The 25,056-nt window shown below is 28.9% G+C and carries 24 protein-coding genes and 1 pseudogene; 13 read left to right on the top strand and 12 right to left on the bottom strand.

Annotated features, from left to right (window positions below; genetic code table 11):
• The 5 genes and pseudogenes from AACZ53_RS05945 to AACZ53_RS05925 all read right to left on the bottom strand — a co-directional run.
• Positions 1 to 990, bottom strand: a 990-nt coding sequence (locus AACZ53_RS05945; RefSeq protein WP_339835774.1) for a S8 family serine peptidase, incomplete at its 3' end; no start/stop codon positions are given.
• 120 nt (positions 991 to 1,110) lie between these two features.
• Complete coding sequence (locus AACZ53_RS05940; RefSeq protein ID WP_339835771.1) at positions 1,111 to 2,424, bottom strand: hypothetical protein; 1,314 nt, start codon at positions 2,422 to 2,424, stop codon at positions 1,111 to 1,113.
• A complete protein-coding gene (locus tag AACZ53_RS05935) occupies positions 2,424 to 2,633 on the bottom strand; it encodes a T9SS type A sorting domain-containing protein (protein WP_339835779.1) in 210 nt (69 codons plus the stop codon). The genes AACZ53_RS05940 and AACZ53_RS05935 overlap by 1 nt, the downstream gene beginning before the upstream one ends.
• Before the next feature lie 57 nt (positions 2,634 to 2,690).
• Positions 2,691 to 3,842: pseudogene (locus AACZ53_RS05930) on the bottom strand (choice-of-anchor B family protein); the annotation flags it as partial.
• A gap of 105 nt (positions 3,843 to 3,947) precedes the next feature.
• Positions 3,948 to 4,544: an outer membrane beta-barrel protein gene (locus AACZ53_RS05925; RefSeq protein WP_339835768.1), complete on the bottom strand. Its 597-nt coding sequence runs from the start codon at positions 4,542 to 4,544 to the stop codon at positions 3,948 to 3,950.
• Positions 4,545 to 4,684: 140 nt separating this feature from the next.
• Between AACZ53_RS05925 and smpB the strand changes: the two genes are divergently transcribed.
• Positions 4,685 to 5,137, top strand: a complete 453-nt coding sequence (gene smpB / locus AACZ53_RS05920; protein WP_339835765.1) for an SsrA-binding protein SmpB — start codon at positions 4,685 to 4,687, stop codon at positions 5,135 to 5,137.
• 56 nt (positions 5,138 to 5,193) lie between these two features.
• Complete coding sequence (locus AACZ53_RS05915; RefSeq protein ID WP_339835762.1) at positions 5,194 to 6,243, top strand: Fic family protein; 1,050 nt, start codon at positions 5,194 to 5,196, stop codon at positions 6,241 to 6,243.
• 31 nt (positions 6,244 to 6,274) lie between these two features.
• On the opposite strand, the gene AACZ53_RS05910 is transcribed toward AACZ53_RS05915, so the two are convergent.
• Positions 6,275 to 6,916 (bottom strand): protein-L-isoaspartate(D-aspartate) O-methyltransferase, encoded by a 642-nt coding sequence (locus AACZ53_RS05910; RefSeq protein WP_339835759.1) that lies wholly within the window; start codon positions 6,914 to 6,916, stop codon positions 6,275 to 6,277.
• A gap of 177 nt (positions 6,917 to 7,093) precedes the next feature.
• On the opposite strand from AACZ53_RS05910, the gene AACZ53_RS05905 reads away from it, so the two are divergent.
• The 11 genes from AACZ53_RS05905 (at position 7,094) to AACZ53_RS05855 (ending at position 16,852) form a co-directional block, all read left to right on the top strand.
• On the top strand, positions 7,094 to 8,062 hold the full coding sequence (locus AACZ53_RS05905; RefSeq protein ID WP_339835756.1) for a Gfo/Idh/MocA family oxidoreductase: 969 nt from the start codon (positions 7,094 to 7,096) through the stop codon (positions 8,060 to 8,062).
• Positions 8,063 to 8,081: 19 nt separating this feature from the next.
• Complete coding sequence (locus AACZ53_RS05900; protein WP_339835753.1) at positions 8,082 to 8,540, top strand: hypothetical protein; 459 nt, start codon at positions 8,082 to 8,084, stop codon at positions 8,538 to 8,540.
• A 9-nt stretch (positions 8,541 to 8,549) separates the two neighbouring features.
• A complete protein-coding gene (locus AACZ53_RS05895; protein WP_339835751.1) occupies positions 8,550 to 9,440 on the top strand; it encodes a 3-hydroxybutyryl-CoA dehydrogenase in 891 nt (296 codons plus the stop codon).
• A gap of 74 nt (positions 9,441 to 9,514) precedes the next feature.
• A complete protein-coding gene (locus AACZ53_RS05890) occupies positions 9,515 to 10,732 on the top strand; it encodes a DUF1015 domain-containing protein (protein WP_339835748.1) in 1,218 nt (405 codons plus the stop codon).
• Between the two features lie 90 nt (positions 10,733 to 10,822).
• Positions 10,823 to 11,482 carry a YggS family pyridoxal phosphate-dependent enzyme gene (locus AACZ53_RS05885; RefSeq protein ID WP_339835745.1) on the top strand — a complete coding sequence of 220 codons (660 nt, stop codon included), beginning with the start codon at positions 10,823 to 10,825 and terminating at the stop codon, positions 11,480 to 11,482.
• A gap of 82 nt (positions 11,483 to 11,564) precedes the next feature.
• Entirely contained in the window at positions 11,565 to 12,926 is a 1,362-nt protein-coding gene (locus tag AACZ53_RS05880) for an exonuclease domain-containing protein (protein WP_339835777.1), read from the top strand.
• Positions 12,927 to 12,955: 29 nt separating this feature from the next.
• Positions 12,956 to 13,807: an ion transporter gene (locus AACZ53_RS05875; RefSeq protein ID WP_339835742.1), complete on the top strand. Its 852-nt coding sequence runs from the start codon at positions 12,956 to 12,958 to the stop codon at positions 13,805 to 13,807.
• Positions 13,800 to 14,768, top strand: coding sequence for a tRNA (adenosine(37)-N6)-dimethylallyltransferase MiaA (gene miaA / locus AACZ53_RS05870; RefSeq protein WP_339835739.1), 969 nt, complete (start codon positions 13,800 to 13,802; stop codon positions 14,766 to 14,768). Before AACZ53_RS05875 ends, miaA begins: the two co-directional genes overlap by 8 nt.
• Positions 14,758 to 15,495, top strand: a complete 738-nt coding sequence (locus tag AACZ53_RS05865) for an acyl-ACP thioesterase domain-containing protein (protein ID WP_339835736.1) — start codon at positions 14,758 to 14,760, stop codon at positions 15,493 to 15,495. Before miaA ends, AACZ53_RS05865 begins: the two co-directional genes overlap by 11 nt.
• 66 nt (positions 15,496 to 15,561) lie before the next feature.
• Entirely contained in the window at positions 15,562 to 16,239 is a 678-nt protein-coding gene (locus AACZ53_RS05860; protein ID WP_339835733.1) for a hypothetical protein, read from the top strand.
• 10 nt (positions 16,240 to 16,249) lie between these two features.
• The gene (locus AACZ53_RS05855; RefSeq protein WP_339835730.1) at positions 16,250 to 16,852 is read left to right on the top strand and encodes an outer membrane beta-barrel protein; all 603 of its coding nucleotides are present in this window, start codon (positions 16,250 to 16,252) and stop codon (positions 16,850 to 16,852) included.
• 40 nt (positions 16,853 to 16,892) lie between these two features.
• On the opposite strand, the gene AACZ53_RS05850 is transcribed toward AACZ53_RS05855, so the two are convergent.
• The 6 genes from AACZ53_RS05850 to AACZ53_RS05825 all read right to left on the bottom strand — a co-directional run bounded on the left by AACZ53_RS05850 (position 16,893) and on the right by AACZ53_RS05825 (position 24,901).
• The gene (locus AACZ53_RS05850) at positions 16,893 to 18,485 is read right to left on the bottom strand and encodes an NADP-dependent glyceraldehyde-3-phosphate dehydrogenase (RefSeq protein ID WP_339835727.1); all 1,593 of its coding nucleotides are present in this window, start codon (positions 18,483 to 18,485) and stop codon (positions 16,893 to 16,895) included.
• A gap of 205 nt (positions 18,486 to 18,690) precedes the next feature.
• Positions 18,691 to 19,392, bottom strand: a complete 702-nt coding sequence (locus tag AACZ53_RS05845) for a response regulator transcription factor (RefSeq protein ID WP_339835724.1) — start codon at positions 19,390 to 19,392, stop codon at positions 18,691 to 18,693.
• A gap of 18 nt (positions 19,393 to 19,410) precedes the next feature.
• Positions 19,411 to 20,994 (bottom strand): HAMP domain-containing sensor histidine kinase, encoded by a 1,584-nt coding sequence (locus AACZ53_RS05840; protein WP_339835722.1) that lies wholly within the window; start codon positions 20,992 to 20,994, stop codon positions 19,411 to 19,413.
• A 79-nt stretch (positions 20,995 to 21,073) separates the two neighbouring features.
• Positions 21,074 to 21,649 carry a dephospho-CoA kinase gene (coaE, locus tag AACZ53_RS05835; protein WP_339835720.1) on the bottom strand — a complete coding sequence of 192 codons (576 nt, stop codon included), beginning with the start codon at positions 21,647 to 21,649 and terminating at the stop codon, positions 21,074 to 21,076.
• A gap of 1 nt (position 21,650) precedes the next feature.
• A complete protein-coding gene (locus AACZ53_RS05830; protein ID WP_339835717.1) occupies positions 21,651 to 22,643 on the bottom strand; it encodes a glycosyltransferase in 993 nt (330 codons plus the stop codon).
• 56 nt (positions 22,644 to 22,699) lie between these two features.
• Positions 22,700 to 24,901: a T9SS type A sorting domain-containing protein gene (locus AACZ53_RS05825; protein WP_339835715.1), complete on the bottom strand. Its 2,202-nt coding sequence runs from the start codon at positions 24,899 to 24,901 to the stop codon at positions 22,700 to 22,702.
• Positions 24,902 to 25,056: the final 155 nt, after the last annotated feature.

The following is a 25,056-nucleotide window of genomic DNA, read 5'->3' as shown; positions in this document are numbered from 1 at the left end:
AGTAAATGCGTTTTGCACACCTTTTTGCTCCTGATACCCATCTAAAACAACATTTGAAGCTGCTCTGTAAGTAATTAAATTTGCATTGTAAGCGACTCCAACTGGCATTCCAGTATTATTTCTTGGAGCTGCAACTGTTGATGCCATACTTGTTCCATGGCCACATTGGTCATTTGGTCCGTCTGTTGAAGTACTCCAAGGCCAAATTGAATCTACATAAGTACCATATTTTTGAATAGTTCTTCCCGAAGAAAGTCCATTATTAAAGCTACTTCCCATTAAAACTTGATTTGGAGAAACCCCAGTATCAATTACCCCTACAGTAATTCCAGCACCAGAACTAAAACTCCATGCACTAGGAATATTGTGCTTATAGAATGTCCAAGGTGCTTTTGCATTTGGAGTAACTGTTGTATAATCCGCAGTACTTAGAGTTGCAGTATCAAATCCACAACCCGAACCTCCTGAACTTGAAGATTTATATGTGTTGTTTTCTGCTTCAAATTGAAAATACTTATAATCAGCTGGTTCGATATATCTTATATTTGGGTTTCTTCTTAATAATTCTAATGTTTCTGGTTCGTTTAGAACAACATCAATTAAATTTAAAAATTCATCTTTATTTACTAAAAATTTTTGAATCTCTGTTTTTTCTGAATTTGCTATTAAGGTTAATAATTCAGTTTCAATTTCTTGTGCTTTTGGCGATTTAGATTTATCAAAATCATTAATATCTGTTCCAAAACCAATTGTTACTAATTTGTTACCGTGTTGAGTAGCACTCCATAACATTTGTAATGATGCATTTTTCCAATAAAATTTACCTGTGCTTTTTACAGATTCATTTATTGATTCGTTAATTAGTTTTGTAGAAAGTGGATCTTTGTTAAAAGTAATGGTTGACTTTTCTACTTCAATATTTGCATCGTCTGTACACGAAACTACTACAAATAATGAAAAAACTACAATTTTTAAATATTTTTTATGCATATGATAAGTTATTAGTTTAATTATTACGAATATAGTATTTTTTTAATTTAAAATAAAATAATTTATAATTTTACAAAATAATTTTTACCAACAAAAAAAATTAAAACATGGCCATAAATATTAATGTATTTTGATTATTAACAAATCACTTAATCCTTTATTTTGAGGGATATCTAAATCATTACTTTCGGTTTGACCAACCAAAACATAACCTTTATCTTTCAACTCTACTGCGTCATAACCGAAGTCGAAATTTGTACCTCCAAAAGTTTTTTGCCATAACATTTTACCATTTGGACTAATTGTAAATGCCCAAAAATCATTTTCTCCTTTATTTTCTGTAATGTCACCATCCATACTCCTTGTATGACCAGAAATTAAAAAATTGCCATTAGATATCATTCGAATTGAATTTGATGTATCAAAACTAGAACCTCCAAATGTTTTTTCCCATAACAAAGTACCACTATCGTCGATACTAATTACCCAAACATCATTAGCACCTTTATTTGAAGAAATATGTCCATCCATACTATTGGATGTTCCAGTAATGATATAAGTATTATTTATATTTTTCACAATTCCATAAGCTTGGTCTAATTCTGAACCACCATATGATTTTTTCCAAACTAAATCTCCAACAGTATTTACTTTCACAACCCAATAATCATAACTACCGTGATTATCATCAGCGTCAAAATCACTACTTTCAGAATATCCAACCATTACAAATCCACCATCATTGGCTTCAACTACATCAAAAACCCTATCGTTTTGTGTTCCTCCAAAATAGCAATCCCATAGTTTATTTCCATTAGCATCTAATTTTTGACCATAAAACTCTCCAACTCCATGTAAAACTCCTTTATTATTTCTTCCAATTCCAGCATAATCAACATAGCCAACAACAAAATACCCACTATCTGAAGTATTAATTATTTTATGAGCATGATCGTGACTCATAAATCCATGACTTTTTGCCCAGATAAGGTTTCCTTGTGAATCTGTTTTAAATACAAAAAAATCATGCATTCCGAGATTACTTGGTACTTCACCATCACTGCTTTTACTATATCCAGCAACCACTAAAGTTCCATCAGTATTTTCAATTACGCTGTAACCTAAATCATCTTCAGAACCACCATATGTTTTACTCCACAGCAAATTTCCTTCAGAATCGTATTTAGACAACCAAATATCTTCAAATGCATATCTTTTGTCAGTAATATCACCATTACTACTTTTAGTATCACCAATTACTACAAAACCTCCATCTTGAGTAGCAATCACTCCATGAATCTCTTCAAAATCAGAACCACCAAAAGATTTAGACCATATTTTCTCACCTTCAAATGCATTATCCTTTATAGTGGATTCATCATCATTACATGATACAATAAGCAATAAAGAAAATAAAACTATTATTTTTTTCATTATTCAATTATTAATTTTTTAGAAATCGTTTTGTTTATAACTATCATATATAATCCATTAGAGAAATTTGAAGTATTAATTTCAAATTCATTTGAATTTATATTTTCAAAAGATTTAATTTTTTGTCCAATAGTATTGAAAATATTAACTGAATAAATCATTTCATTAGAAGTTATTTTTGAATATTCTTTTGATGGATTTGGATACATACTAAAAGTTTGTTTATCAAAACTTTCATTAGATAAAGTAGCCCCTTTTCTTAATACAAACAACCCTCTTTCAATATCACTTACAATAATATTTCCGCTTGCAAAATAAGGGTAAACACTCCAAGCACCATTAAAAGAATTAGAATTACTTGTTGGAAACGTATCAAAAAAACCAATTTCAGAAATTGTTCCAGAGTTGATAGAAGTTATATCAATTAAACGTAGACCGGCTCTGTAGTTTGCTAAATAAAACTCATTTCCCTTTGTATATCCGTTATGGTCTATTGCTGGAGTTGTTCCAAAATAATTAGATTTCAAAACAGGTAAATCTAAATCGGTCATATCAATAATAATTGTTTTAGTATTAAACCCAAAATTAGTTTCATCTAATTCATCACCAACCATAAAATATTTATGATCACCTGTTAACCAACCTTGGTGCGTATATGAAGTATTTTAATAAGTAAAAGTTGATAATAATATTGGATTTGTTTTATTTGACACATCAACTACAACTACTTTATCTTCATTGGCACCAAAAAATATTTCTTTCCCTATGTGTTGTGTATCTGGCCCATTATAAGTAACAATATGCGCATCATGACAATAATTTTGAGCACTATAACCACCTGCTGCAATAGGCGTTACAGGATTTTGAATGTTTATAAAATGAGGTCCACCAGAAAATGTACTTGTGCCTATTGCATAAGCAAAACCGGTAGCTTCATTAATAGAAATATTATGACAATTTCCAAATCCTGTATAATGAGCGTCTGATGTAAATGTTTGTGGTGAAGTAATATTCCTTAATCTAGTTAAATCAAAAACTTGCATTCCATGACCAGAAGCTTCGCTTACAATAAAAGCATGGTTATTATAAACTTTTATATCTCTCCAAATACTATTTGATGTAGCAGTAGGCAGTTTTCCTAAATAAATTGGAGTAGTCGGGTTAGAAATATTTACAAATGCTGTGTGACTTGTCAATCCAATTATTGCATATTCTTTATTATCTAAAGGATCTGTCCAGCCCCAAATATCATTAAATTCAGCATTTATCAAACCACCCAACTGTGTTTTTGTCATGTTAGACATTAAATCTATATTGTTACACGGAAAAATACCTGCCATACCAGAATTACAAGTTGTTTGGGCAAAAGTCAAAGCAGAAAATAAAACAATCAGACTTAATATAAAATTCTTTTTCATAAATAATAATTTAAACAAACTTATAATAATTTAAACAAACTTAATGAATATAATTAAAATAAAAAAAGGTCGCAAAATGCGACCTTTTTTTATGACTTTTTTTTTTTAGAATAAAAACTTAACTCCTACTTGTAAGTTTCCGAAAGTTCTATCAGCAACAGAATTCATTGGGTTTGCATTAAAATTAAATTCTGTAGTTTTGTCTCCTACTTTTGGAGTTGTAGTTGTAGAATTTACATTTAATATAGTAAATGATGTTTCAACAGTCAACCATTTATTTACAATGTAGTCAAAACCCGGTGAAACTTCTAATCCAAATGATGTCATTTTATCATCTGAAATCTTATCTTTTCCCATCATTACAGGTAAAGCTGCTTGACCATAGAAATATAAGTTACCACTTACATTCCAATATTTTCTTACTAAAGGTTTCACTACTAAAGTGCTATTTTCAGATGTTGTTAAAGAACCATTCTCAGATTTGTTAGAAATATTACCTACTCCCAAACCAAAAGTAACAGAAGGTGTTGCAAAATATCCAATAATTGGTAAAATCATATTAGAAGTTGATTTAACATCTCCTGTTTTTTCAGAACCAAATGACACTTGACCCGCAGCCCACCAAGTTCCTTGTAAACCTTCTTGAGCAAATGTTGCAAGACTAAATAATGATACTACTGCAATTAAAATTAATTTTTTCATTTTGTTATTGTTTTAAAATTATAATGCAAATTTATTGACAACAAAAAGCTTATTAAATGATAAAAATCATTGTTTAAAAATTATTTTAAAGGTTAAAATTTTATTGCATTTTTAATGTTTTACCTTACATTTGCATTCACATGCAAAAAACCATTAACATATTTAACAAAAGAGCTAAATTTGACTATGAAATATTAGACAAGTATAATGCTGGTATTGTTCTGACTGGAACTGAAATAAAATCAATTCGATTGGGAAAAGCATCTATTGCAGAAAGTTTTTGTGAATTTCATAACAACGAACTTTTCATTATCAATTCACATATTGAAGAATATCAATACGGAACACATTACAATCACAAATCTAAAAGTGAACGTAAATTATTATTGAATAGAAAAGAATTGAAGAAGTTAGAAAAAGATAGTCAAAACAAAGGTTTAACAATTGTTCCTTTGAAACTATATACTAACGAAAAAGGATTTGCTAAATTAGAAATCGCTCTAGCCAAAGGAAAGAAAAACTACGATAAACGTGAAACTCTGAAAGAAAATGACTCTAAGAGAGATATTGATCGTATAAAAAAATCGTTTTAGGTTTTTTTTATTAAAATTTATGACTAAATTTGTCAAGAAATTAAAAGTCATTAAAAATGAATTCTTTATTAAAAAATGCTAGAGAACAAAAAAATCTAAAAACTCGTGAGTTAGCTCAACTTATTGGTATTGACCAGGCATTAATAAGCAAATTCGAGAGTGGTTCAAGAAAACCAACGAAAGAGCAAATAAAAAAACTATCCGAAATTTTAGAAATTAATTATGAAACTTTAATTATTGAATGGATTAAAGAAAAAATATTATATGAAATTAAAGATGAAGAATTTGGTTTAAAGGCATTACAATTAGCCGAAGAAGAAGCAATTTATAATGCAGCCTTTAAAAGGAAACCTCTTTCAAAAAATCTTCAAAATATTTTAGCTGAAATAGATTTATTAAAAAAAAAATTAGATAATTTTCGTCAATTTGATAGTTTTAGAATTGCTCAAGCATTAGAATTAGAATACACTTTTGAAAGCAATAAAATTGAAGGAAATACTTTAACATTAAGAGAAACTGATTTAGTTGTCAATGAAGGATTAACTGTTTCAGGAAAAAGCATGAGAGAGCATCTTGAAGCGATTAATCATCAAGAAGCAATTAACTACATCAAACAATTAATAGAAAGAAATTTTCAGCTTAATGAAAGAGAAGTACTATCCATTCACAACTTAATACTTCGAGGGATTATTCCAGAAGATGCTGGCAAGTATAGAAAAGTGCAAGTTATGATAAAAGGTAGCGCTCATATGCCACCACAACCTTATTTGGTTGCAAAAGCTATGGAAGATTACTTTATCTGGTTTTTAGAAAACAAAAACAAGTTGCATCCTATTATTCTAGGAGCAGAAATGCACGAGCGCTTAGTAACTATTCATCCTTTTATAGATGGAAATGGAAGAACTTCTCGTTTAATTATGAATCTTATACTTTTACAACATGGTTATGTAATTGCAAATATCAAAGGAGATTATGATTCAAGAATGAGGTATTATAAAGCATTGGAAATAGCTCAAATTTCTAACAATAAAGAAGATTTTTTAATGTTAATTGCTCAAATAGAAAAAGATTGTTTAGAAAGATATATTTCAATAATTAAACAATAATTTAAACGAATTTCATCAAAAAAATTCGCTTTTAATTCTTATTTTCCAATAATGGCACAAATCTAAATTCACCAAATTCATGTTTTTCAAATTGGGTTTCATTCTTACGAATCAACATCGTCATAATTTGATGCTCTTCTCCCAAAGGTATGACTAATTTTCCTCCAATTTTCAATTGAGCCATCAAAGGTTGTGGAATAAAAGGTGCTCCAGCAGTTACAATTATACTATCAAAAGGGGCAAATTCAGGTAAACCTTTATAACCATCTCCAAAAATTACTCGCTTAGGTCTTATGCCTAATTTTGGTAATAAAAGAGATGTTTTTTTAAATAATTCATTTTGCCGTTCAATAGTATAAACTTTTGCGCCCATAGTGCATAAAACAGCCGTTTGATAACCACTTCCTGTACCTATTTCAAGAATAGTATCATCTTTTTTTACATCTAAAAGTTGGCTTTGAAAAGCAACAGTATAAGGTTGTGAAATAGTTTGATCAGCACCAATTGGAAAGGCTTTGTCTTGATATGCAAAATCCTCGAAACTTGAATTCAAAAATAAATGCCTTGGAATAGTTTTTATAGCTTCTAAAACATTTTTATCTGTAATTCCTTTTTCTTCAAGAAGTTTAGCTAATTGATTTCGAAGTCCTTGATGTTTGGATGTATTTTTCAACTTGGGTTATAATTTTAGGGGTAAAAATATACCTAAAAATTCCAAAAAGCAAATCCCAAATTCCAAAATATATAGATTAAATAAAATAGTTCTTTTTTATCCCTTTAAATTGGAATTTGGAATTTCTACTATTGGAATTTCTTATATATTTAGTACTTTTGATAAAATTTAATTTTTATGATAAAAGTCGGAGTTTTAGGTGCTGGTCATCTTGGAAAAATACATTTACGATTATTACAACAATCTGAAAAATATGAATTAGTTGGTTTTTATGATGAAAATCAAGAAAACGGAAAAAAAGTTGCAGCCGAATTTGGGTATAAACAGTTTGATACTATTGCTAAATTAATTCACGCAGTTGATGTAGTTGATATTGTAACGCCTACTCTCTCTCATTATAAATGTGCTAAAGTTTCAATTAAAAGTGGTAAACATGTTTTTATAGAAAAACCAATTTCTACAACTGTTGAAGAAGCAGAAGAAATTATTGCTTTATCCAAAGAATATAATGTAAAAGGACAAGTTGGACACGTAGAACGATTCAATCCTGCTTTCATTGCTGTGAAAGATCAAATCGAAAGTCCTATGTTTATTGAAACACATCGTTTGGCTGAATTCAACCCAAGAGGTACAGATGTTCCTGTGGTTTTAGATTTAATGATTCACGATATTGATGCCATCTTGAGTGTTGTAAAATCGAAAGTAAAAGCGGTTCATGCAAGTGGCGTTTCTGTTTTGAGTCAATCTCCAGATATTGCCAATGCTCGAATTGAGTTTGAAAATGGTTGTGTTGCCAACATTACTTCAAGTAGAATTTCGATGAAGAATATGAGAAAATCTCGTTTCTTTCAAAAAGACGCTTATATTTCGGTTGATTACTTAGAAAAAATTTGTGAAGTTGTGAAAATGAAAGAAGCTCCAGAAGTTCCTGGTGATTTTGATATGATTTTACAAAATGCAGAAGGAGAGAAAAAACAAATCTATTTTGATAACCCAGAAGTAAATGTAAATAATGCTATCTTAGATGAATTAGACACTTTTGCTGATGCAATTAAAAACAACACAACTCCAGTTGTAACATTAGAAGATGGTACAGAGGCTTTGAGAGTAGCTTATATGATTATTGATTCTATGAACGAAAAGTAAATAAAATAAAGTTTAGAATATGAAATGTTTTCACTTGATCTTTTTTTTTATTTGTATTAGTTCTTTTTTACAAAATAGTTCAAAAATTAAAATTGATGATGTCAAAAAAGAAATAAATGAAAATAATATATCATTAGACTCTCTAGGAATAAATTCTAACAATAAATTAAATATTAATGAACAAAAAATAATTAATATTTTAAATAATAATGACAAATTAATTGATTTTAACAATGAAAAGATAGTATTCATAACTGGTTCTGCAGGAAGGTCAATTGTAAATAAACAATCCTTTTTTATAGATTTTAAAAACAGAATTAATAATAACAATACATTATCATTTTCAATAATACATTTAGAGGCTAAACAAAAAGAAAAATCTGGTTTTGATTATGTTATTACATTTTGGGTAAAGACATTTAATCCAAATTCACAAAAAACATTAAAAGAACTAAATAAAATAAGTCATAAATATTAAATATAAATAATGAAACAAATAGCTGTAATTGGAGCTGGAACAATGGGTAATGGAATTGCTCATACCTTTGCTCAATCAGGATTTACTGTAAAATTAATCGATATTTCTGAAAAATCATTAGAAAAAGGAATGGCAACGATTGCTAATAACCTAGACAGAATGGTTTCAAAAGGAACAATATCTGAAGACGATAAACACAAAACAATTTCAAACATCATAACTTATACTGATATTAAAGATGGTGTTGTTGGTTGTGATTTAGTAGTTGAAGCTGCCACAGAAAATGTGGGGTTAAAAATGAAAATTTTTAAAGAATTAAGTGATACTTGTGATCATAATGTGATTTTAGCATCAAACACTTCTTCAATTTCTATTACGCAAATTGCAGCACAAGTAGTTCATCCAGAACGCGTTATTGGAATGCATTTTATGAATCCAGTGCCAATTATGAAATTGGTCGAAATCATTCGTGGTTATTCAACTTCTGATGAAGTGACTAAAATCATTATGGATTTATCAGTGAAATTAGGTAAAACTCCAACAGAAGTTAACGATTATCCTGGTTTTGTGGCAAATAGAATTTTAATGCCAATGATAAACGAAGCTATTGAAACTTTATATAACGGTGTTGCTGGTGTTGAAGAAATTGATACAGTTATGAAATTGGGAATGGCTCATCCAATGGGACCGTTACAATTAGCCGATTTTATTGGATTAGACGTTTGTCTTTCAATATTAAATGTAATGTATGATGGTTTCAAAAACCCAAAATATGCTCCTTGTCCTTTATTAGTTAATATGGTGATGGCTGGAAAATTAGGTGCAAAATCTGGAGAAGGTTTCTATGATTATGCAGAAAGCAGAAAAGCAGAGAAAGTTTCAAAACAATTTTCAAAATAATTAACAATGGATAATTGATAATTGATAATTTGTACTGATTATCAATTGTTAATTGTCAATTATCAATTGAATAAATGAGCAAAATAATTCCTTTTAAAGCCGTTCGTCCTGCATCTGATAAGGTTGGTTTAGTTTCGTGTAGAAATTACGACGATTACAGTTCTGCTGAATTAGCCGCATCGTTAAATTTTAATCCATATTCTTTCTTACATGTTATAAATCCTGCCTATGTAAATGCTCAAAAAATAACTTTAGACAAACGTTTTAAGGGTGTTGCTTTAAAATATCAAGATTTTAAAAACGAAAAAATATTTATTCAAGAAGAAAGTTCTGTTTTTTATGTTTACGAGATTAAAACCAAATCAGATAGATTTACTGGAATAATTGCTGGAACTTCTGTACAAGATTATCAAAATGATGTTATAAAAAAACACGAAGACACGTTGCAATATCGTGTAGAGATGTTTAAAGATTATTTGCATCAAACCGGATTTAATACAGAACCCGTTTTAATAACTTATCCAGACAGTGTTGAATTAAATACTTGGATTTTACTCAAAAAACAAAACGAACCTTTATATCAGTTTACAACAACAAATAAAGAAAAACATTCGCTTTGGAAAATAGAAACAGAGCACGACATTAATTGGCTGCAAGAACATTTCGAAAATATTCCCAATTTATATATTGCAGATGGACATCATCGTTCGGCTTCTGCAGAATTGCTTTATGAAGAGGATAAGCATTCTCAAAATAGAAATTTACGCTATTTTATGAGTTTTTTAATTCCAGAAAGTAATGTGAAAATTTATGAATACAATAGAATTGTTCGTGATTTAAATGGAAATTCTAAAGAAGAGTTTTTAAAAAAATTAGAAGAAAATTTCATCATTAAAATTAAAGAGCAAGAATTATGGAAACCACAAGATAAGTTCGAATTCGGAATGTATCTAGACGGAAATTTTTACGCTCTATTTTACAAGATAAGCAATCATGAAACCAGTATTTTAGAAAATTTAGACGCTCAAATTCTTTACAATAAAGTTTTAAATCCTATATTAGGAATTGAAGATTTAAGAAATGACGAAAGAATTGATTATATCTCTGGAAAACAATCTATTGCAGCTATAAAACTAGTAATTGATGAAGGAGAATTTGAAGTTGGTTTTATGCTTTATCCTTCAAACATCAATGAAATTAAATCCTTTGCAAACAACAATTTAATCATGCCACCAAAAAGTACATATATTGAACCTAAATTCAGGAGTGGCTTGATGGTTTATGAGTTGTAATTTTAAAATAATTAAAAAAGGAATACAGATTTAAGAAATTATTAAAATTTTTAAAATTTCTTAAATCCATGTTCCAAAAAAATAAAAAGAATGTCAATAGCAAACAACTTACAAACTATTAAGTCACAATTACCAGCAAACGTAACACTTGTTGCAGTTTCAAAAACTAAACCTGTGTCAGATTTGATGGAAGCTTATGAAGCTGGTCAACGTATTTTTGGAGAAAACAAAATCCAAGAAATGACCGAAAAATGGGAAGAAATGCCCAAAGATATTCAATGGCAAATGATTGGTCACGTTCAAACTAATAAAGTCAAATATATGGCTGAATATGTGAGTTTGGTTCATGGTGTTGATAGTCTAAAATTGTTTAATGAAATAAACAAACAAGCCAAAAAACACAATCGAGTTATTGATGTGTTATTGCAAATGCATATTGCCGAAGAAGAAACAAAATTTGGTTTAGATGAAAATGAATTGAATGTGATTCTAAAACAAGTTAAAGATGATAAAAACAAATACGAAAACATCAAAATAGTTGGTTTAATGGGAATGGCAACTTTCACTGAAAATCAAAACCAAATTAAAAAAGAATTTCTTCATTTAAAATCAATTCTTGAAAAACTGAAAACTGAACACTATCAACTGAACACTCTCTCAATGGGAATGAGTGGTGATTATCAACTTGCAATTGAATGTGGAAGCACAATGGTAAGAATTGGAAGTAGTATTTTTGGAGGAAGAAAATAGCAAAAATAAAATAGAGAAAAGATAGCAAAAATACTTTCCAACTTTGTAACTTTGTTTCTTTACAATCCTAAAGAAAAAGAAAATTTACGCAATCCTCGACATAGAAACTACTGGTGGACAATTTAATGAAGAAGGAATTACCGAAATTGCTATTTACAAATACAATGGACATGAAGTAATCGATCAATTCATTAGTCTTGTTAATCCCGAAAAACCGATTCAACCTTTTGTGGTTAAACTAACCGGAATTAACAATGCCATGTTACGTTCTGCTCCAAAATTTCACGAAGTAGCCAAAAGAATTATTGAAATTACTGAAGGTTGCATTGTAGTAGCTCACAATTCATCATTTGATTATAGAATTTTAAGAACCGAATTTGACCGTTTAGGTTATAAATACATTCGTCCAACTATTTGTACGGTTGAATTATCCAAAAAATTAATTCCTGAACAAGCTTCTTATAGCTTGGGGAAATTAGTTCGTTCCCTTGGAATTCCTGTGACAGATAGACATCGTGCAAGTGGCGATGCTTTAGCAACCGTAAAGTTATTTAAACTTTTACTTTCAAAAGATTCCACAAAAGAAATCGTTAAAAGCTACATCAAAACAGAAGTTAAACCTGGAATGGCTCCAAAACTTCTTGATATTGTTGAAAGTTTACCTAATAAAGTCGGAATCTATTACATTCACAATGAAAAAGGTGATTTAATTTACATTGGAAAAAGTAAAAATATTAAAAACAGAATTAATCAACACTTTACCTCAAAAGTTTCAAAGTCCATCAAAATTCAAAAACAGGTTTATGCTGTGACTTATGAAGAAACGGGTTCTGAATTAATTGCACTGTTGAAAGAAAGCGAAGAAATCAAAATAAACAAACCCATTTATAATAGAGCTCAACGCAAAACCTTGTTCAATTGGGCTATGTATTCTGAAAAAAATAAAGAAGGTTATATTGCTCTAAAAGTAACCAAAACCGATGGCAGAAAAAAAGAAATAACTTCATTTACGTCGCTTCAAGAAGGTAAAAATGCTTTGTTTAGCATTACGGAAAAATACAATTTATGCCAAAAAGTCAATGGGATTTATGATACTAAAAAAAGTTGTTTTCAATATGATATAAATCAATGTTTTGGAGCTTGTATTGAAAAAGAAAACCCAGAAGAATATAACAAAAGAGTCCAAGATTTTATTCAGAATAACTCTTTTGAAAGTAACAATATGGTTATCATAGATAGAGGTAGAACTAATTCTGAAAGAAGTGCAATTCTTATAGAAAATGGTGTTTATAAAGGCTATTGTTTTTATGATTTGAATTACCAAATAAGTAACATCGAAATTCTTAAAAATCTAATCATTCCTATGCAGAATAATAGAGATACACGTTCTATTATTCAATCGTATATGCGAAAAAACAAGAACCTTAAAATTGTGAAATTTTAATTGATTATCTTTGAATATATTTAATTAAAATGGTGAGAAAAAAATCTCTTTTTGAAAAATTAAGACAAAAGGCCTTTATTATAATTTACGGAACTAATACAGTTTCTGGAAGGCTCTTTGATTTAATTCTTTTAGGCGTTATTGTATTAAGTGTAATACTAGTAATGTTAGAAACTGTTCAAGGTTTTGATACTAAATATCATAAAGAAGTTGTCTTTTTAGAATGGGTTATTACTATTTTCTTTACGGTTGAATATATTTTAAGAATTATTACTACAAAAAAACCATTAAGATATATATTTAGCTTTTATGGTATAATTGATTTAGTAGCTGTTTTACCAATGTACATGTCTCTTTTTATAGTAGGATCAAGTGTATTGTCTATTGTTAGAGCATTTCGTTTGTTGCGTTTATTTAAGATTCTTAATCACCCACAATTTACAGGGCAATCATTACATTTAAAAGAAGCTATGGTTGCTAGTAGAGGCAAAATTGTAGTATTCATTTATTTCGTGCTTATTAGTGCTGTTTTTATCGGTTCTTTAATGTATGTTATTGAAGGTGCAGAAAGTGGATTTACAAGCATTCCAATAAGTATTTATTGGACTATTGTTACTTTAACAACTGTTGGTTATGGAGATATTTCTCCAATAACACCCTTGGGACAATTTATTGCTTCTTTCGTAATGATATTAGGATACGGGATTATTGCTGTACCAACTGGAATTGTCTCAGCTGAATATTCAATGACCAAAAAAAATCGTATTGGCGTAATTGTTTCTACTAAAACAGACAAATCTTGTTCTGCTTGTGGTAAAAATGATCAAAGAAAAAAAGCCTCTTATTGTTACAATTGTGGAAATGAATTAAATAATGAATAACTATCTAATCGTGATTGTTGGTCCGACAGCAATTGGAAAAACTGCTTTAAGTATTAAATTGGCTCAACATTTTGGTTGTGATATCCTTTCGTGCGATAGTCGTCAGTTTTTTAAGGAAATGAAAATTGGTACAGCAGTTCCAAATGAGACAGAATTAGCAGCTTCCAACCATCATTTTATCCAAAACAAATCAATTTTTGAAAATTATACAGTTGGTGATTTTGAGAAAGAAGCAATTTCCAAATTAAAAGAATTATTCAAAGAAAATAACATTCAAATTGTTGTTGGTGGTTCAGGTTTATACGTGAATGCTATTTTACAAGGTTTTGATGATTTTCCTGAAGTTTCAAATGAAATTCGGGAAAATGTAAGAAATCAATATGAAGAAAAAGGTTTGGAATTTCTTCAGAATAAATTGAAAGAATTAGATAGTAACTACTACGCTACTCTTTTAAATGAAAATCCTCAAACCTTACAAAATCCTCAACGAATGATGCGTTTTGTAGAAGTTTGTTTGGCTTCAGATTTACCATATTCATCATTTTTAAATCAGAAAAAAAATCAAAGAAATTTCATTCCAATTGTCATTGGATTGGAAGCTGAACGAGAAATTATGTACAATAGAATAAATCAAAGAGTTGATAATATGATGAACGACGGATTACTTGAAGAAGCCAAAAGAGTTTATCCAAACAAAACATTAAATGCTTTACAAACGGTTGGATATCGAGAATTGTTTGATTATTTTGATGAAAGAAAACAATCAAGTAAGGTTGAAAGTTCAGAAGATTACCGATTACTCGGGAATGCTATCGAACAAATAAAAATGAATACCCGAAGATTTGCCAAACGTCAATTGACTTGGTTTAAACGTAATGAAAACACAATTTGGTTTGATTTTCAAACGGAAAATTCAAAAATTATTAATACAATTTCAGAAAAAATAAAAAATGCCAATTAGTCCTAATTTCACTTCAATATACGAACAAGAATTCGAATTATCTTTTTTAAACTGCTATCCAAATGGTTTATTAAAGTACACTGATTTATGTAATTTTATTCAAATTGTTGCAGGAAATCATGCCGATTTAGGTGGAATTAGTTATTCTGATATGCAAACAAAAAACCAAGCTTGGGTTGTAAGTAGAATGCGATTAGAAATAGCTAAATTGCCCAAATGGCGTGATAAAGTTGTTGTTAAAACTTGGATAAAAACTTTAGAGAATTCACGTTCTATTCGTTGTGTTGAGTTTTATTTAAATGAAGAAAAGATTATAGGTTGCGAAACTTTTTGGGTTGTTATCAATACCAAAACAAGGAAACCAGATAGTTTAGTCTTACCACACAATCATTTTGAAAAATTTAAAAGTGATGCTACTCAAAAAAATACTGATAAAATAACAATTGGTTCAGATTTAAACGTTGTAGGAAATAAAAAAGTACTTTTCTCAGATTTAGATGTTGTAAATCATGCTAACAATGTAAAATATTTAGAATGGTGTTTGGATTTTGAAAACCCTAAAAATTTATTATTAAGTAAAGTCAAAGCCTTTGACATGAACTTTATGCGTGAACTTAATTTAAATGATGAAGCTGAAATAAGCAAGTCATCAATCGAAAATGAAAGTGTATTTACTATTTCAAAAGAAGACAAAATTGCTTATGCTTTAAAAATTGAGTGGAAATAAAAAATAGTTTTTTGAATAACGCAACTAAATAGTTTTTTTATCATCTATCATTAAATAAACTTTTGTATGAAAAATTGTATTGTTTTGTTTTTTATCTTCTCTTTCTATTCTTGCAGTATTCCATATGATTTAGAAACAAGATATATTATTGAAACTAAACTAGTTGATTCTAATGGAAATGCTATTGCAAATGAAGAATTTTCTATTTATGTGAGTACTAATGAAAGTAAAACTTTATTCTATGGAAATAGTAATGGAGAAACTATTTCAAGTTCAATTTCTGACAAAAATGGTTTTATCAAAATGATTTTTCCAAAACCAGATGTTCAAAATTTTTCTCTTTCTTTCAACAGTGAAAACAATTATATTACTGGCTATTTGAGTAAAAATATATTCAACATCAAACCAGAAAATTTTATTGATTATAAATTGGTTTTAAATGAAATCAAGTTAGCTAAATATAACGAAATCACTAATTTTAATATTGAGTTAAATCAAGTAACTCAAAATAAAGAATTAAGGAAAATTGAAATTATTGGTCAAGTTTATACCCAAAATGAAAATTTAAATCCAGATTCAAATCTTGAAAATTATTATGATTTACAAACTTATTTCTCATTATTTAAAAATCAAAATTTCACTCTAAAATATTCTGTTTTTAATTATACAACTATGCTTTTAGAGGAAAATAATGTCAATTTAAGCATCAGCGATCAACCTATTAATTACATCTTAACTTATTAAAAGCTTTTCGATGAAAAAGAATATACTTTTAGTTTTACTTTTACTTTTAAGTAGTCAAAGCTTTTATTGCCAAGAAAACAAATCGGTAAAAAAAATCAGTTTTGAGCCTTATTTTAGACTTAATTATGTCATATCTATTCAAACTGGCAATCATTCTTTAGCTAAAGATTTTGACTCTAAATCAGGTTTAAATGCTAACTTATCACTTGTTTCATATGGTGCTTTAAATTTTAATGCTGGTTATGAATTTTCTCAATATAAAGTAACTAGTATTTCAAATGTTGGAGATATTAACCATGTAAATTTTTCAGTAATTTATGGTGAATTTGATTATGATGTTACTGTTTACAATAATTTTAAAGTCATTCCTACAATTGGTTATGGTTATGTAAGTAATAAATATAAATCTAACAATAGAAATTTTGGTATTCAAGAAGGTACCGAAGTAAGATTAGGAACTTTATTGAATTATAACTTTACTAAAACGTTTTCTACTTTTGTAGGCTTCAATTATATATTTACAAATTTAAATATAAATACCAATAAAGACTATGAAGACTATTTTGGAAAAGCAAATAGGTTTCAAATAAGTTTAGGGATAAAGTTTGAATAATTTATATAAAAAAAGCCCTAATTTCTTAGAGCTTTCGGTTTTACAAAATATAATCTGTACTTATAAAGTTTGAGGCTTTTTTATCTAATAATTCATTTAAAATAGCATTATTATATTCATTGTCCTTAGAAGCCACAAATGTTCTTATTGAAAAAGTACGCAGTGCATCATGAACACTTAATGTTCCGTAAGCTGAATCTTTTCTCCCTGTAAAAGGATAAACATCTGGTCCTCTTTGACATGAACTATTTAAATTAACTCTACAGACCAAATTCACTAAAGTGTCAATTAATGGTGCGAGTGTATTTGTGTTTTTTCCAAATACGCTGACTTGTTGTCCATAATTTGATTCAGCCATATCATCTAAAGGTTCTTCAATATTAGTAAATGACAAAATCGGAATAATTGGTCCAAATTGCTCTTCTTTATACAAACGCATTTTTTTATTTACAGGATACATTACAGCTGGAAAAATATAATTATCTGTAATATTTCCACCTTTATCATTTATGATTTTTGCTCCTAAATTAATTGCATCATCAATTAATTCTTGAATATAAGCTGGTTTTTCTTTTTCAGGTAAAGGAGTTAATTTAACACCTGCTTCCCATGGATTGCCAAATTTTAAAGCATCAACTCTAGCCGAAAAACGTTTATTAAAATCTTCAATAATATCTTTATGAACATAAAGTACTTTTAAAGCGGTACATCTTTGTCCATTAAAAGATAATGTTCCAGCAATACATTCATCAATAGCTAAATCTAAATCGGCATCAGGCAAAACAATAGCAGGATTTTTAGCTTCTAAACCTAACACCAACCTTAATCTATTCTTTTTAGGATGAATAGATTGCAAAGCATTAGCAGAAACACTATTTCCTATTAGAGCTAAAACATCAACTTTTCCTGTTTCCATTATTGGTGATGCAACTGTTCTTCCTCTACCAAAAACAACATTAATTACTCCTTTTGGAAAACTCTTTTGAAAAGCTTCTAGAAGTGGTGTTATAAGTAAAACTCCATGTTTTGCAGGCTTAAAAATTGCTGTGTTTCCCATAATTAATGCAGGAATAAGCAGGCAAAAAGTTTCATTTAAAGGATAATTATAAGGTCCTAAACAAAGTACAACTCCTAACGGTCCACGTCTAATATGAGCATTTATACCGTCACTTTTACTGAATTTGGCACTATCTCTGTCCATGTTTTTATAATCTTCGATAGTATCATAAATGTATTCGATAGTTCTATCAAATTCTTTTTCAGAATCGGCTAAATTTTTGCCAATTTCCCACATTAAAAGTTTTACGATTTCGCTACGTTTGGTTTTCATCATTTTTACAAACGTGTCCATACATTTTATTCGGTCTATAACCTTCATTGTTGGCCATAAACCTTGCCCTTTATCATAAGCCAAACAAGCTGAATCTAATGCTTCCAAAGCTTCCTTTTTACCTAGATTTGGAATACTACCTAATAATGTTGGTTTATATGCTGAAGTAGATGATATTGTAGAAAAAACTTCTGTAGTTTCTCCTTCCCAAGTTTTTAAGTCGCCTGATACCAAATAACTTTTTTGATGTATTAACTCTTTTATTTTATATTCTTCTGGAATTTCTGCAAATGAAGTATTCATAGATCAAATTTTTAGTATTATCAGCTAAATTACTTAAATTTATCAGAAAAATTCTTAAATAATTATTACTATTTAAAAGAAATGCCATTTTAATTACAAATTAACTATTTAAGCCTAAAATAGATAACGTGAAATCGTTTTCGTTCAAATATAATTGAATAAAAAAAGCCCTAATTTCTTAGAGCTTTCAATATTACAGGGTCATTTATTTCTTTATAACCAATCTAAATCCTTCACCATGAATATTTAGTATTTCTACATTTTCATCTGGTTTTAAGTATTTACGGAGTTTAGCAATGTAAACATCCATACTTCTTGAAGTAAAGTAGTTATCGTCTCTCCATATTTTTGTTAAGGCCAATTCTCTTGGCATAACATCATCAACATGTAAAGCTAACATTTTAAGTAATTCACATTCTTTTGGAGATAATTTTGAAGGTTCTTGACCATCAAACGAAAGTTGCCTTAATTTAGAGTTTAAATGAAATTTACCAATTGTAAATTCAAAAACAGTAGAATCTGGTTTAGTTTCAGCACTTTTTCTTTGAATAATTGCTTTGATTTTCATCAATAAAACTTCACTATCAAAAGGCTTATTCAAATAATCATCTGCTCCAACTTTATATCCTTTTAACACATCTTCTTTCATAGATTTTGCCGTTAAAAAAACAATTGGCACATCTTGATTTTTTTCACGAATTTCTCTAGCTAAAGTATAACCATCTTTGTAAGGCATCATTACATCCAAAATACATAAATCATATGTGTCTTTTTTGAATTTTTCAAAACCTTCCATTCCGTTTTTGGCATGCGTTACTTCAAAATCATTTAACATTAAATAATCTTTTAGTATTGCTCCAAAGTTTGGATCATCTTCAACTAATAATATTTTTTTTGCTGCTTCCATAGTATTTTATATTTTTCTTTAATTTATAATTGGCATTTTAATAGTGAAAGTACTGCCTTTTCCTTTTTCACTTTCAACAGAAATATATCCGTTGTGGTCATCTATAATTTGTTTAACATAAGAAAGTCCTAAACCATGACCTTTTACATTATGAACATCACCAGTATGTTCTCTAAAAAACTTTTCAAAAACTCTCTTTTGAGCTGATTTACTCATTCCTATTCCGTTGTCTTTTATTTTAATTAGAATAAAATCTCGCAGATTTTCAGTATGAATATTTATTATCGGTCGCTCAACCGAATATTTTATAGCATTATCTAAAATGTTTACAATCACATTTGTAAAGTGAGAATCATTTAATAATGTTGTTGTTCTTGTTGCTTCTAAATCTGTTGTTATTTCTCCTTGTCTATCTTCAATAATCAAAGCAATATGTTCTACCGCATCTTCAACTATTTCATGAATATTATGAGGTTCTTTAATGATATCTAATTCTTTCTTTTCTAATTTTGAAATACGCAATACATTTTCTACTTGAGCATGCATCCGTTTATTTTCATCTTTAATCATTTGCAAATAGCGCTGTACTTTCTCTTTATCATCAATGACTTTAGGGTTTTTTATAGCATCTAAAGCTAAATTAATTGTAGCAATAGGTGTTTTTAGCTCGTGAGTCATATTATTAATAAAATCAGTCTTAATTTCTGAAATTTGTTTTTGTGTGATCAATTGTTTTAAAGCACTCACATAAGTCAAAATAATAATCAAAGTCAACATCAGTGATAGCGCCACGACCCAAAAAATCGAAGACAAAACGTACTTGTTTTTCTGAGGAAAAGTCACTAATAATTGATAACGACTATTACCATCTAAATCTTGAAAAATAGGTACTCCAAATGTGGTATTCTTATCATAATTAAAATTCTCTGATTTTAACTTTGTAGCTAATCCATTGTTATAAACACTAAACTCAAATGGTGTTTTTACTTCATATTTATTGAGTTCGTTAAACAAAATTCGTTCTAAATCATCTTTTGATAATCGCTCATAAATTGATTTTTGAGCCATTACATCTTTAAATGAAATTTCAAATTGTGCTCTGTCTAGAATGTCTAGATTTCCTTTGTTTTCAATAGTTACATTTGGGGTATTTCTTAAGCTTATTGACGAATTATCAATTCCATTTCCATTATAAACTTCCGTTTTACGCTCTGCAACATATGATTTTATAGAGGATGAATCTGCTTTTTTATCAAAGAACGTTCCTTTTATATCAAAATCTTGTGGAATTATTGAATTAGAATAAATTATGGTTTCGTTAGTATTATTATTCTTTGAGATATAATAAAAATTTCTAATATCACTTTGCTTAGGTAGTTTTCCAAGACTATCTGCCATTTGATTAAACCTTTTATAAAAAGTATAAAACTCTCTATCATTGATTTTTTGTGATACATTTCCAATAACTTGCTGAACATGTTGCTTAAACTGTTCGTTGTTTTTTTGTAGCAACAGGTTTATCCAATAAAACTTAATTACTATTAGTCCTATTAATGATACACTCATAAAAAAAACCAATAATCTAAATCTTGCTTTGTTCATCAATACAAATTTAGTATTTTAACATAATTAATGAATATATATTAACCAAACATTAACAAAATGTACCTAAATTAGGTTATTATAAATAATTTAACAGTTCATCTAACTGAATATGAGTGTCTTTTAGGGAAGTATTTTGAATTATATAATCGCTTTTTATTTTTTTTTCTTCTTCAGGCATTTGATTGTTAATTCGCTGCAAAACACTTTCTCTATCTACATTGTCACGTTTCATTGTTCTTTCTATACGTGTTTCTAATGGTGCTGTTACTAAAATAATTGCATCACAATTTTCATAGGAACCCGATTCGAACAAAATTGCAGATTCTTTTACAACAAACTTGCAGTCTATCTTACTTTTTAACCACTTTTTAAAATGTTTTTTAACTTCTGGATGAATAATTGCGTTGAGCTGTGCTAATTTTTCTTTATCCTTAAAAACAATAGTAGCTAAAACGGCACGATTCACTTTATTATTTTCAATAACATCAACTCCAAATACCTTTTCTATCTGATTTATGACTTTTTTAGATTCAGTAATTTTTCTAGCTTCAAGATCTGCTATGTAAACAGGAATTCCTTTAGCTTTTAAATAATTTGCAACAGTAGTTTTTCCACTACCAATTCCTCCTGTTAAACCTATAATTTTTGTCATATTATTTAAAAAATAATTCTGGAAAAGCTTTTTTGGGTTCTTGCTTCAGTAACTTTACCTTAACAAATGAAAGTAAATATCCTTTTCCGTATCCATAAAACTGAATAAAAGTTGCTATAACTGATAACATTCCAACCTTTGCGCTTTTATTTTTGATTGTACTATCAATGAATAGCATCAAAAAGTATGCAAAAAGTAGTAAAATTGGTAAGTAAAATTGAAAAAAAGAAATTATAATAGCAAATAAGGTTCCAACCAAAAATAATGAAGGAAACCAAAACGTTATTTTTGAATATTCAGGATACCATAAATCTAAGATTGGCCTTGCTTTTCCAAATTTATTGACTTGAATAAAAAACTTATTCCAATCGATTCTTCGTTTATGATAAACAAACGCCTCTTTAATTAACGTAGTCTTATACCCTTTTTTCCAAAGTCTAATCGATAAATCTGGATCTTCTCCTGGATGAATGTTTCCAAAACCATTAGATTCTTCAAATGCTTTTTTAGATAAACCCATGTTAAAGCTTCTAGGTTGAAATTTTTCTACCTTTTCACTTCCACCTCGAATTCCTCCCGTAGTAAAAAACGAAGTCATAGCATAATTAATTGCTTTTTGTACATCAGAAAAACTATCTAAAGCCTTATCTGGTCCACCAAAACAATCCACATAATTTTGCTTCAACCCTTTTTTTACACTTTCAAAATAGGAAATTGGAAGAATACAATCAGAATCCAAAATGATAAAATAAGCACCAGAAGCTCTTTTCATACCATAATTTCTTGAATCTCCTGGTCCAGTATTTTCTTTAAATAAATACTTAATATTTAATTTTGAGGAAAACATCTTTACAACTTCCTCTGAAGTGTTCTTTGAACCATCTTCAATAATAACCACTTCAAAATCTAAATCAGACTGAATAGCTAAACTATCTAAAAGCTCTTTAGTTTCTTCTGGACGGTTGTAAACGGGTATGATAAACGAAAAATTCATTTGACAAAGATACTTTAATTCTAAAAAAACCACTTTAAAAAAAGTGGCTTTGTTTGTTATTGTTTAACTATTTTGATAGTCTTTGTAAAATCATCAATTTCTAAAGTAACTATATAATTTCCAGCAGCTAATTTTGATAAATCTAAAGTAGCTTCCTTATCATTAATTTTTTGACTAAAAACTTCTTGCCCCAAAGTATTTGTAATTATTACTGATGAAATTCTTGAAGAATAATTTATCTTAAAATAATCTTTTACTGGATTTGGGTATGATGTCAAATTACTTTTATCAAAAGTAGCTGAACTTAATGTTCCATCATAAGCAGAAATTCTAAATAAAGAAAAATCATTTCCTCCAAAATCCCAAACTCTAATATAAATTATTTCACCTGGTGTTCTACCTGTTAAAGCAATTTTAGCATGAAAAGCATCTGAACCACTATCGTTATCACATTGCAATAAACTTAAAGCAGAACAACTTCCTGAATATAACGCCAATCCTGTATCTGTTAATCCACCTGGTTCTTGTTTAGTTTCTACTGTAATATTTCCAGTTGAAGGAACAGTTACTTTGTACCAAACATCTAAAAATACAGAACCAGTACAGCCAGGATTTGGAACTGTTGATACCAATGCTCCAAAATTAGCTGATGTAATTTCGTTTTGAGAAAAATTTGCTCCAGGATTCAAATTAATCGCTCCACTACAATTGTCATTATTTGGAGGACAGCTTGATTGTGTTATAAAAGGACTTGTTATAACACAAGAACTATCTTGATTATTAGTTATAGAAACCAAAACTGAGGTCGCATTTTGAAATGGTCCTAACTGAACATTACCTAACGAATTTATGCTAACTGGTGTACTTCCTAAATTATCAGAAACAGTAACAGATGTTGCAGAACCAAAACTAGTTACATTCGTGTTTATAAAAAACTGTGTATTACCACCTGAACAATCTGGAGTAATAGTATAAGTTGCTATTGGATTAGTACAAGTCGCTACTTGAATATTTAAAGAATAAGCAACGGATTGAGGTGCTGCAAATGTAGAAATCACAATATAATATGATTGTCCATTTGTAACTGGAAATTGACTAATTGTTCTAACCGTAGCTGTTCCATTTGCAACACCAGCTAAACAATTAGAACCAATGTCAGCACAACTTCCATAAACAAAAATACCAGAATATACATCTGAACCTGTTGACGGTGTTAGATTAATATTTATAAATCCAGTAGTAGTTGCAGTATATTTATAAACTACATCATCACCATCTAAATAGAACTGGGTATTACTTCCACAATTTGATCCTTGCCCTCCAGAATAATCATCACCGTAGTTAGCAGTGTTATCAGTTGTATTATAAGGTAAAGAAGTTATTAATATTGGATTTCCACATACATTACCTATAGGTGGAGCTGCATTTGTTGTAAATGAATATTGAGTACAACCCATTGCATTTCCATTTCCATTATAAGGTGTTATAGTAACATAATAAGTTGTTGAATAAGATAAAATTGGTAAATCATAAAAAGTAACATTTCCAACATTTACATTATTAACGATTTGAGTTCCACTAGTTGTTGTTCCAACCTTTAAAATATAACCAGTTGGGAATCCTGATGCTGCTGACCAGTTTAAATTTGAAGTTTCACTTACGTTAGTAGCTAAATTTGTTGGTGTTGTCATTACGGCATTACAATTTGGTATAGAAGCAGATTGTGATGCGTTAACGTTATCAATATAAAAATAATAATCTCCAGCTGTCCAAGTAGAAAGAAATCTTAATTTAAAATTTGAAGCATTTGGAACAGAAGCCGCTGGAATTGTAAATGATTTATTTGCACAACTATTACTAACAACATGATTTGAATCATTAATGGTGAATTGTGTTAGCCAAGTACTTCCATTGTCTTGAGATGTTTGTACTTGTAAGTTTCCCCATCCTGCCGGAGTTGCAACTGTTGCTGCAGAAAAATTTACTACTTTATAATCAAAAGTTATTATAACATTTTGTCCGTTTGATACGGATGTATAATTAGGACTTGACAACCATCCTGTAGATGAAGTTGGACCAGAATACAAACTACTTCTAAAAGAAATACCACTACAAGCTTGGGTTACAGAACCTGAATATCTACTTGCTGACCAACCAGAAGGCAAAGAAGTTGAAGCGTTAAAATCTTCAGAAATTGAAACCTGAGAATGTATATTTAGCGAAATAAAACAAAATAGAAATAGCGTAATTTTTTTCATAAATCGTTGTTTAACAGTTCAAATGTATTAAAAAATTAGATACAAAAAAAAACTGCTCCAATTAAGGAGCAGTTTAATTTAAAAATATTGAATATAACTTATTATTGCTTAATCACTTTTATTGTTTTAACAACATCACCAACGGTAACGTTTAC

The sequence above is a fragment of the uncultured Flavobacterium sp. genome, assembly GCF_963975005.1.
Classification (GTDB): Bacteria; Bacteroidota; Bacteroidia; order Flavobacteriales; family Flavobacteriaceae; genus Flavobacterium.
Note: the sequence above shows the minus strand (reverse complement) of the source record. Positions and strands in the feature narration are given on the sequence as shown.

Coding starts and splice junctions, on each gene's coding strand:
- AACZ53_RS05940 (WP_339835771.1), bottom strand. CDS start 2,424: ATGAAAAAAATAATAGTTTTATTTTCTTTATTGCTTATTGTATCATGT.
- AACZ53_RS05935 (WP_339835779.1), bottom strand. CDS start 2,633: ATGTATCCAAATCCATCAAAAGAATATTCAAAAATAACTTCTAATGAA.
- AACZ53_RS05925 (WP_339835768.1), bottom strand. CDS start 4,544: ATGAAAAAATTAATTTTAATTGCAGTAGTATCATTATTTAGTCTTGCA.
- smpB (WP_339835765.1), top strand. CDS start 4,685: ATGCAAAAAACCATTAACATATTTAACAAAAGAGCTAAATTTGACTAT.
- AACZ53_RS05915 (WP_339835762.1), top strand. CDS start 5,194: ATGAATTCTTTATTAAAAAATGCTAGAGAACAAAAAAATCTAAAAACT.
- AACZ53_RS05905 (WP_339835756.1), top strand. CDS start 7,094: ATGATAAAAGTCGGAGTTTTAGGTGCTGGTCATCTTGGAAAAATACAT.
- AACZ53_RS05900 (WP_339835753.1), top strand. CDS start 8,082: ATGAAATGTTTTCACTTGATCTTTTTTTTTATTTGTATTAGTTCTTTT.
- AACZ53_RS05895 (WP_339835751.1), top strand. CDS start 8,550: ATGAAACAAATAGCTGTAATTGGAGCTGGAACAATGGGTAATGGAATT.
- AACZ53_RS05890 (WP_339835748.1), top strand. CDS start 9,515: ATGAGCAAAATAATTCCTTTTAAAGCCGTTCGTCCTGCATCTGATAAG.
- AACZ53_RS05885 (WP_339835745.1), top strand. CDS start 10,823: ATGTCAATAGCAAACAACTTACAAACTATTAAGTCACAATTACCAGCA.
- AACZ53_RS05875 (WP_339835742.1), top strand. CDS start 12,956: ATGGTGAGAAAAAAATCTCTTTTTGAAAAATTAAGACAAAAGGCCTTT.
- miaA (WP_339835739.1), top strand. CDS start 13,800: ATGAATAACTATCTAATCGTGATTGTTGGTCCGACAGCAATTGGAAAA.
- AACZ53_RS05865 (WP_339835736.1), top strand. CDS start 14,758: ATGCCAATTAGTCCTAATTTCACTTCAATATACGAACAAGAATTCGAA.
- AACZ53_RS05860 (WP_339835733.1), top strand. CDS start 15,562: ATGAAAAATTGTATTGTTTTGTTTTTTATCTTCTCTTTCTATTCTTGC.
- AACZ53_RS05855 (WP_339835730.1), top strand. CDS start 16,250: ATGAAAAAGAATATACTTTTAGTTTTACTTTTACTTTTAAGTAGTCAA.
- AACZ53_RS05850 (WP_339835727.1), bottom strand. CDS start 18,485: ATGAATACTTCATTTGCAGAAATTCCAGAAGAATATAAAATAAAAGAG.
- AACZ53_RS05845 (WP_339835724.1), bottom strand. CDS start 19,392: ATGGAAGCAGCAAAAAAAATATTATTAGTTGAAGATGATCCAAACTTT.
- AACZ53_RS05840 (WP_339835722.1), bottom strand. CDS start 20,994: ATGAACAAAGCAAGATTTAGATTATTGGTTTTTTTTATGAGTGTATCA.
- coaE (WP_339835720.1), bottom strand. CDS start 21,649: ATGACAAAAATTATAGGTTTAACAGGAGGAATTGGTAGTGGAAAAACT.
- AACZ53_RS05830 (WP_339835717.1), bottom strand. CDS start 22,643: ATGAATTTTTCGTTTATCATACCCGTTTACAACCGTCCAGAAGAAACT.
- AACZ53_RS05825 (WP_339835715.1), bottom strand. CDS start 24,901: ATGAAAAAAATTACGCTATTTCTATTTTGTTTTATTTCGCTAAATATA.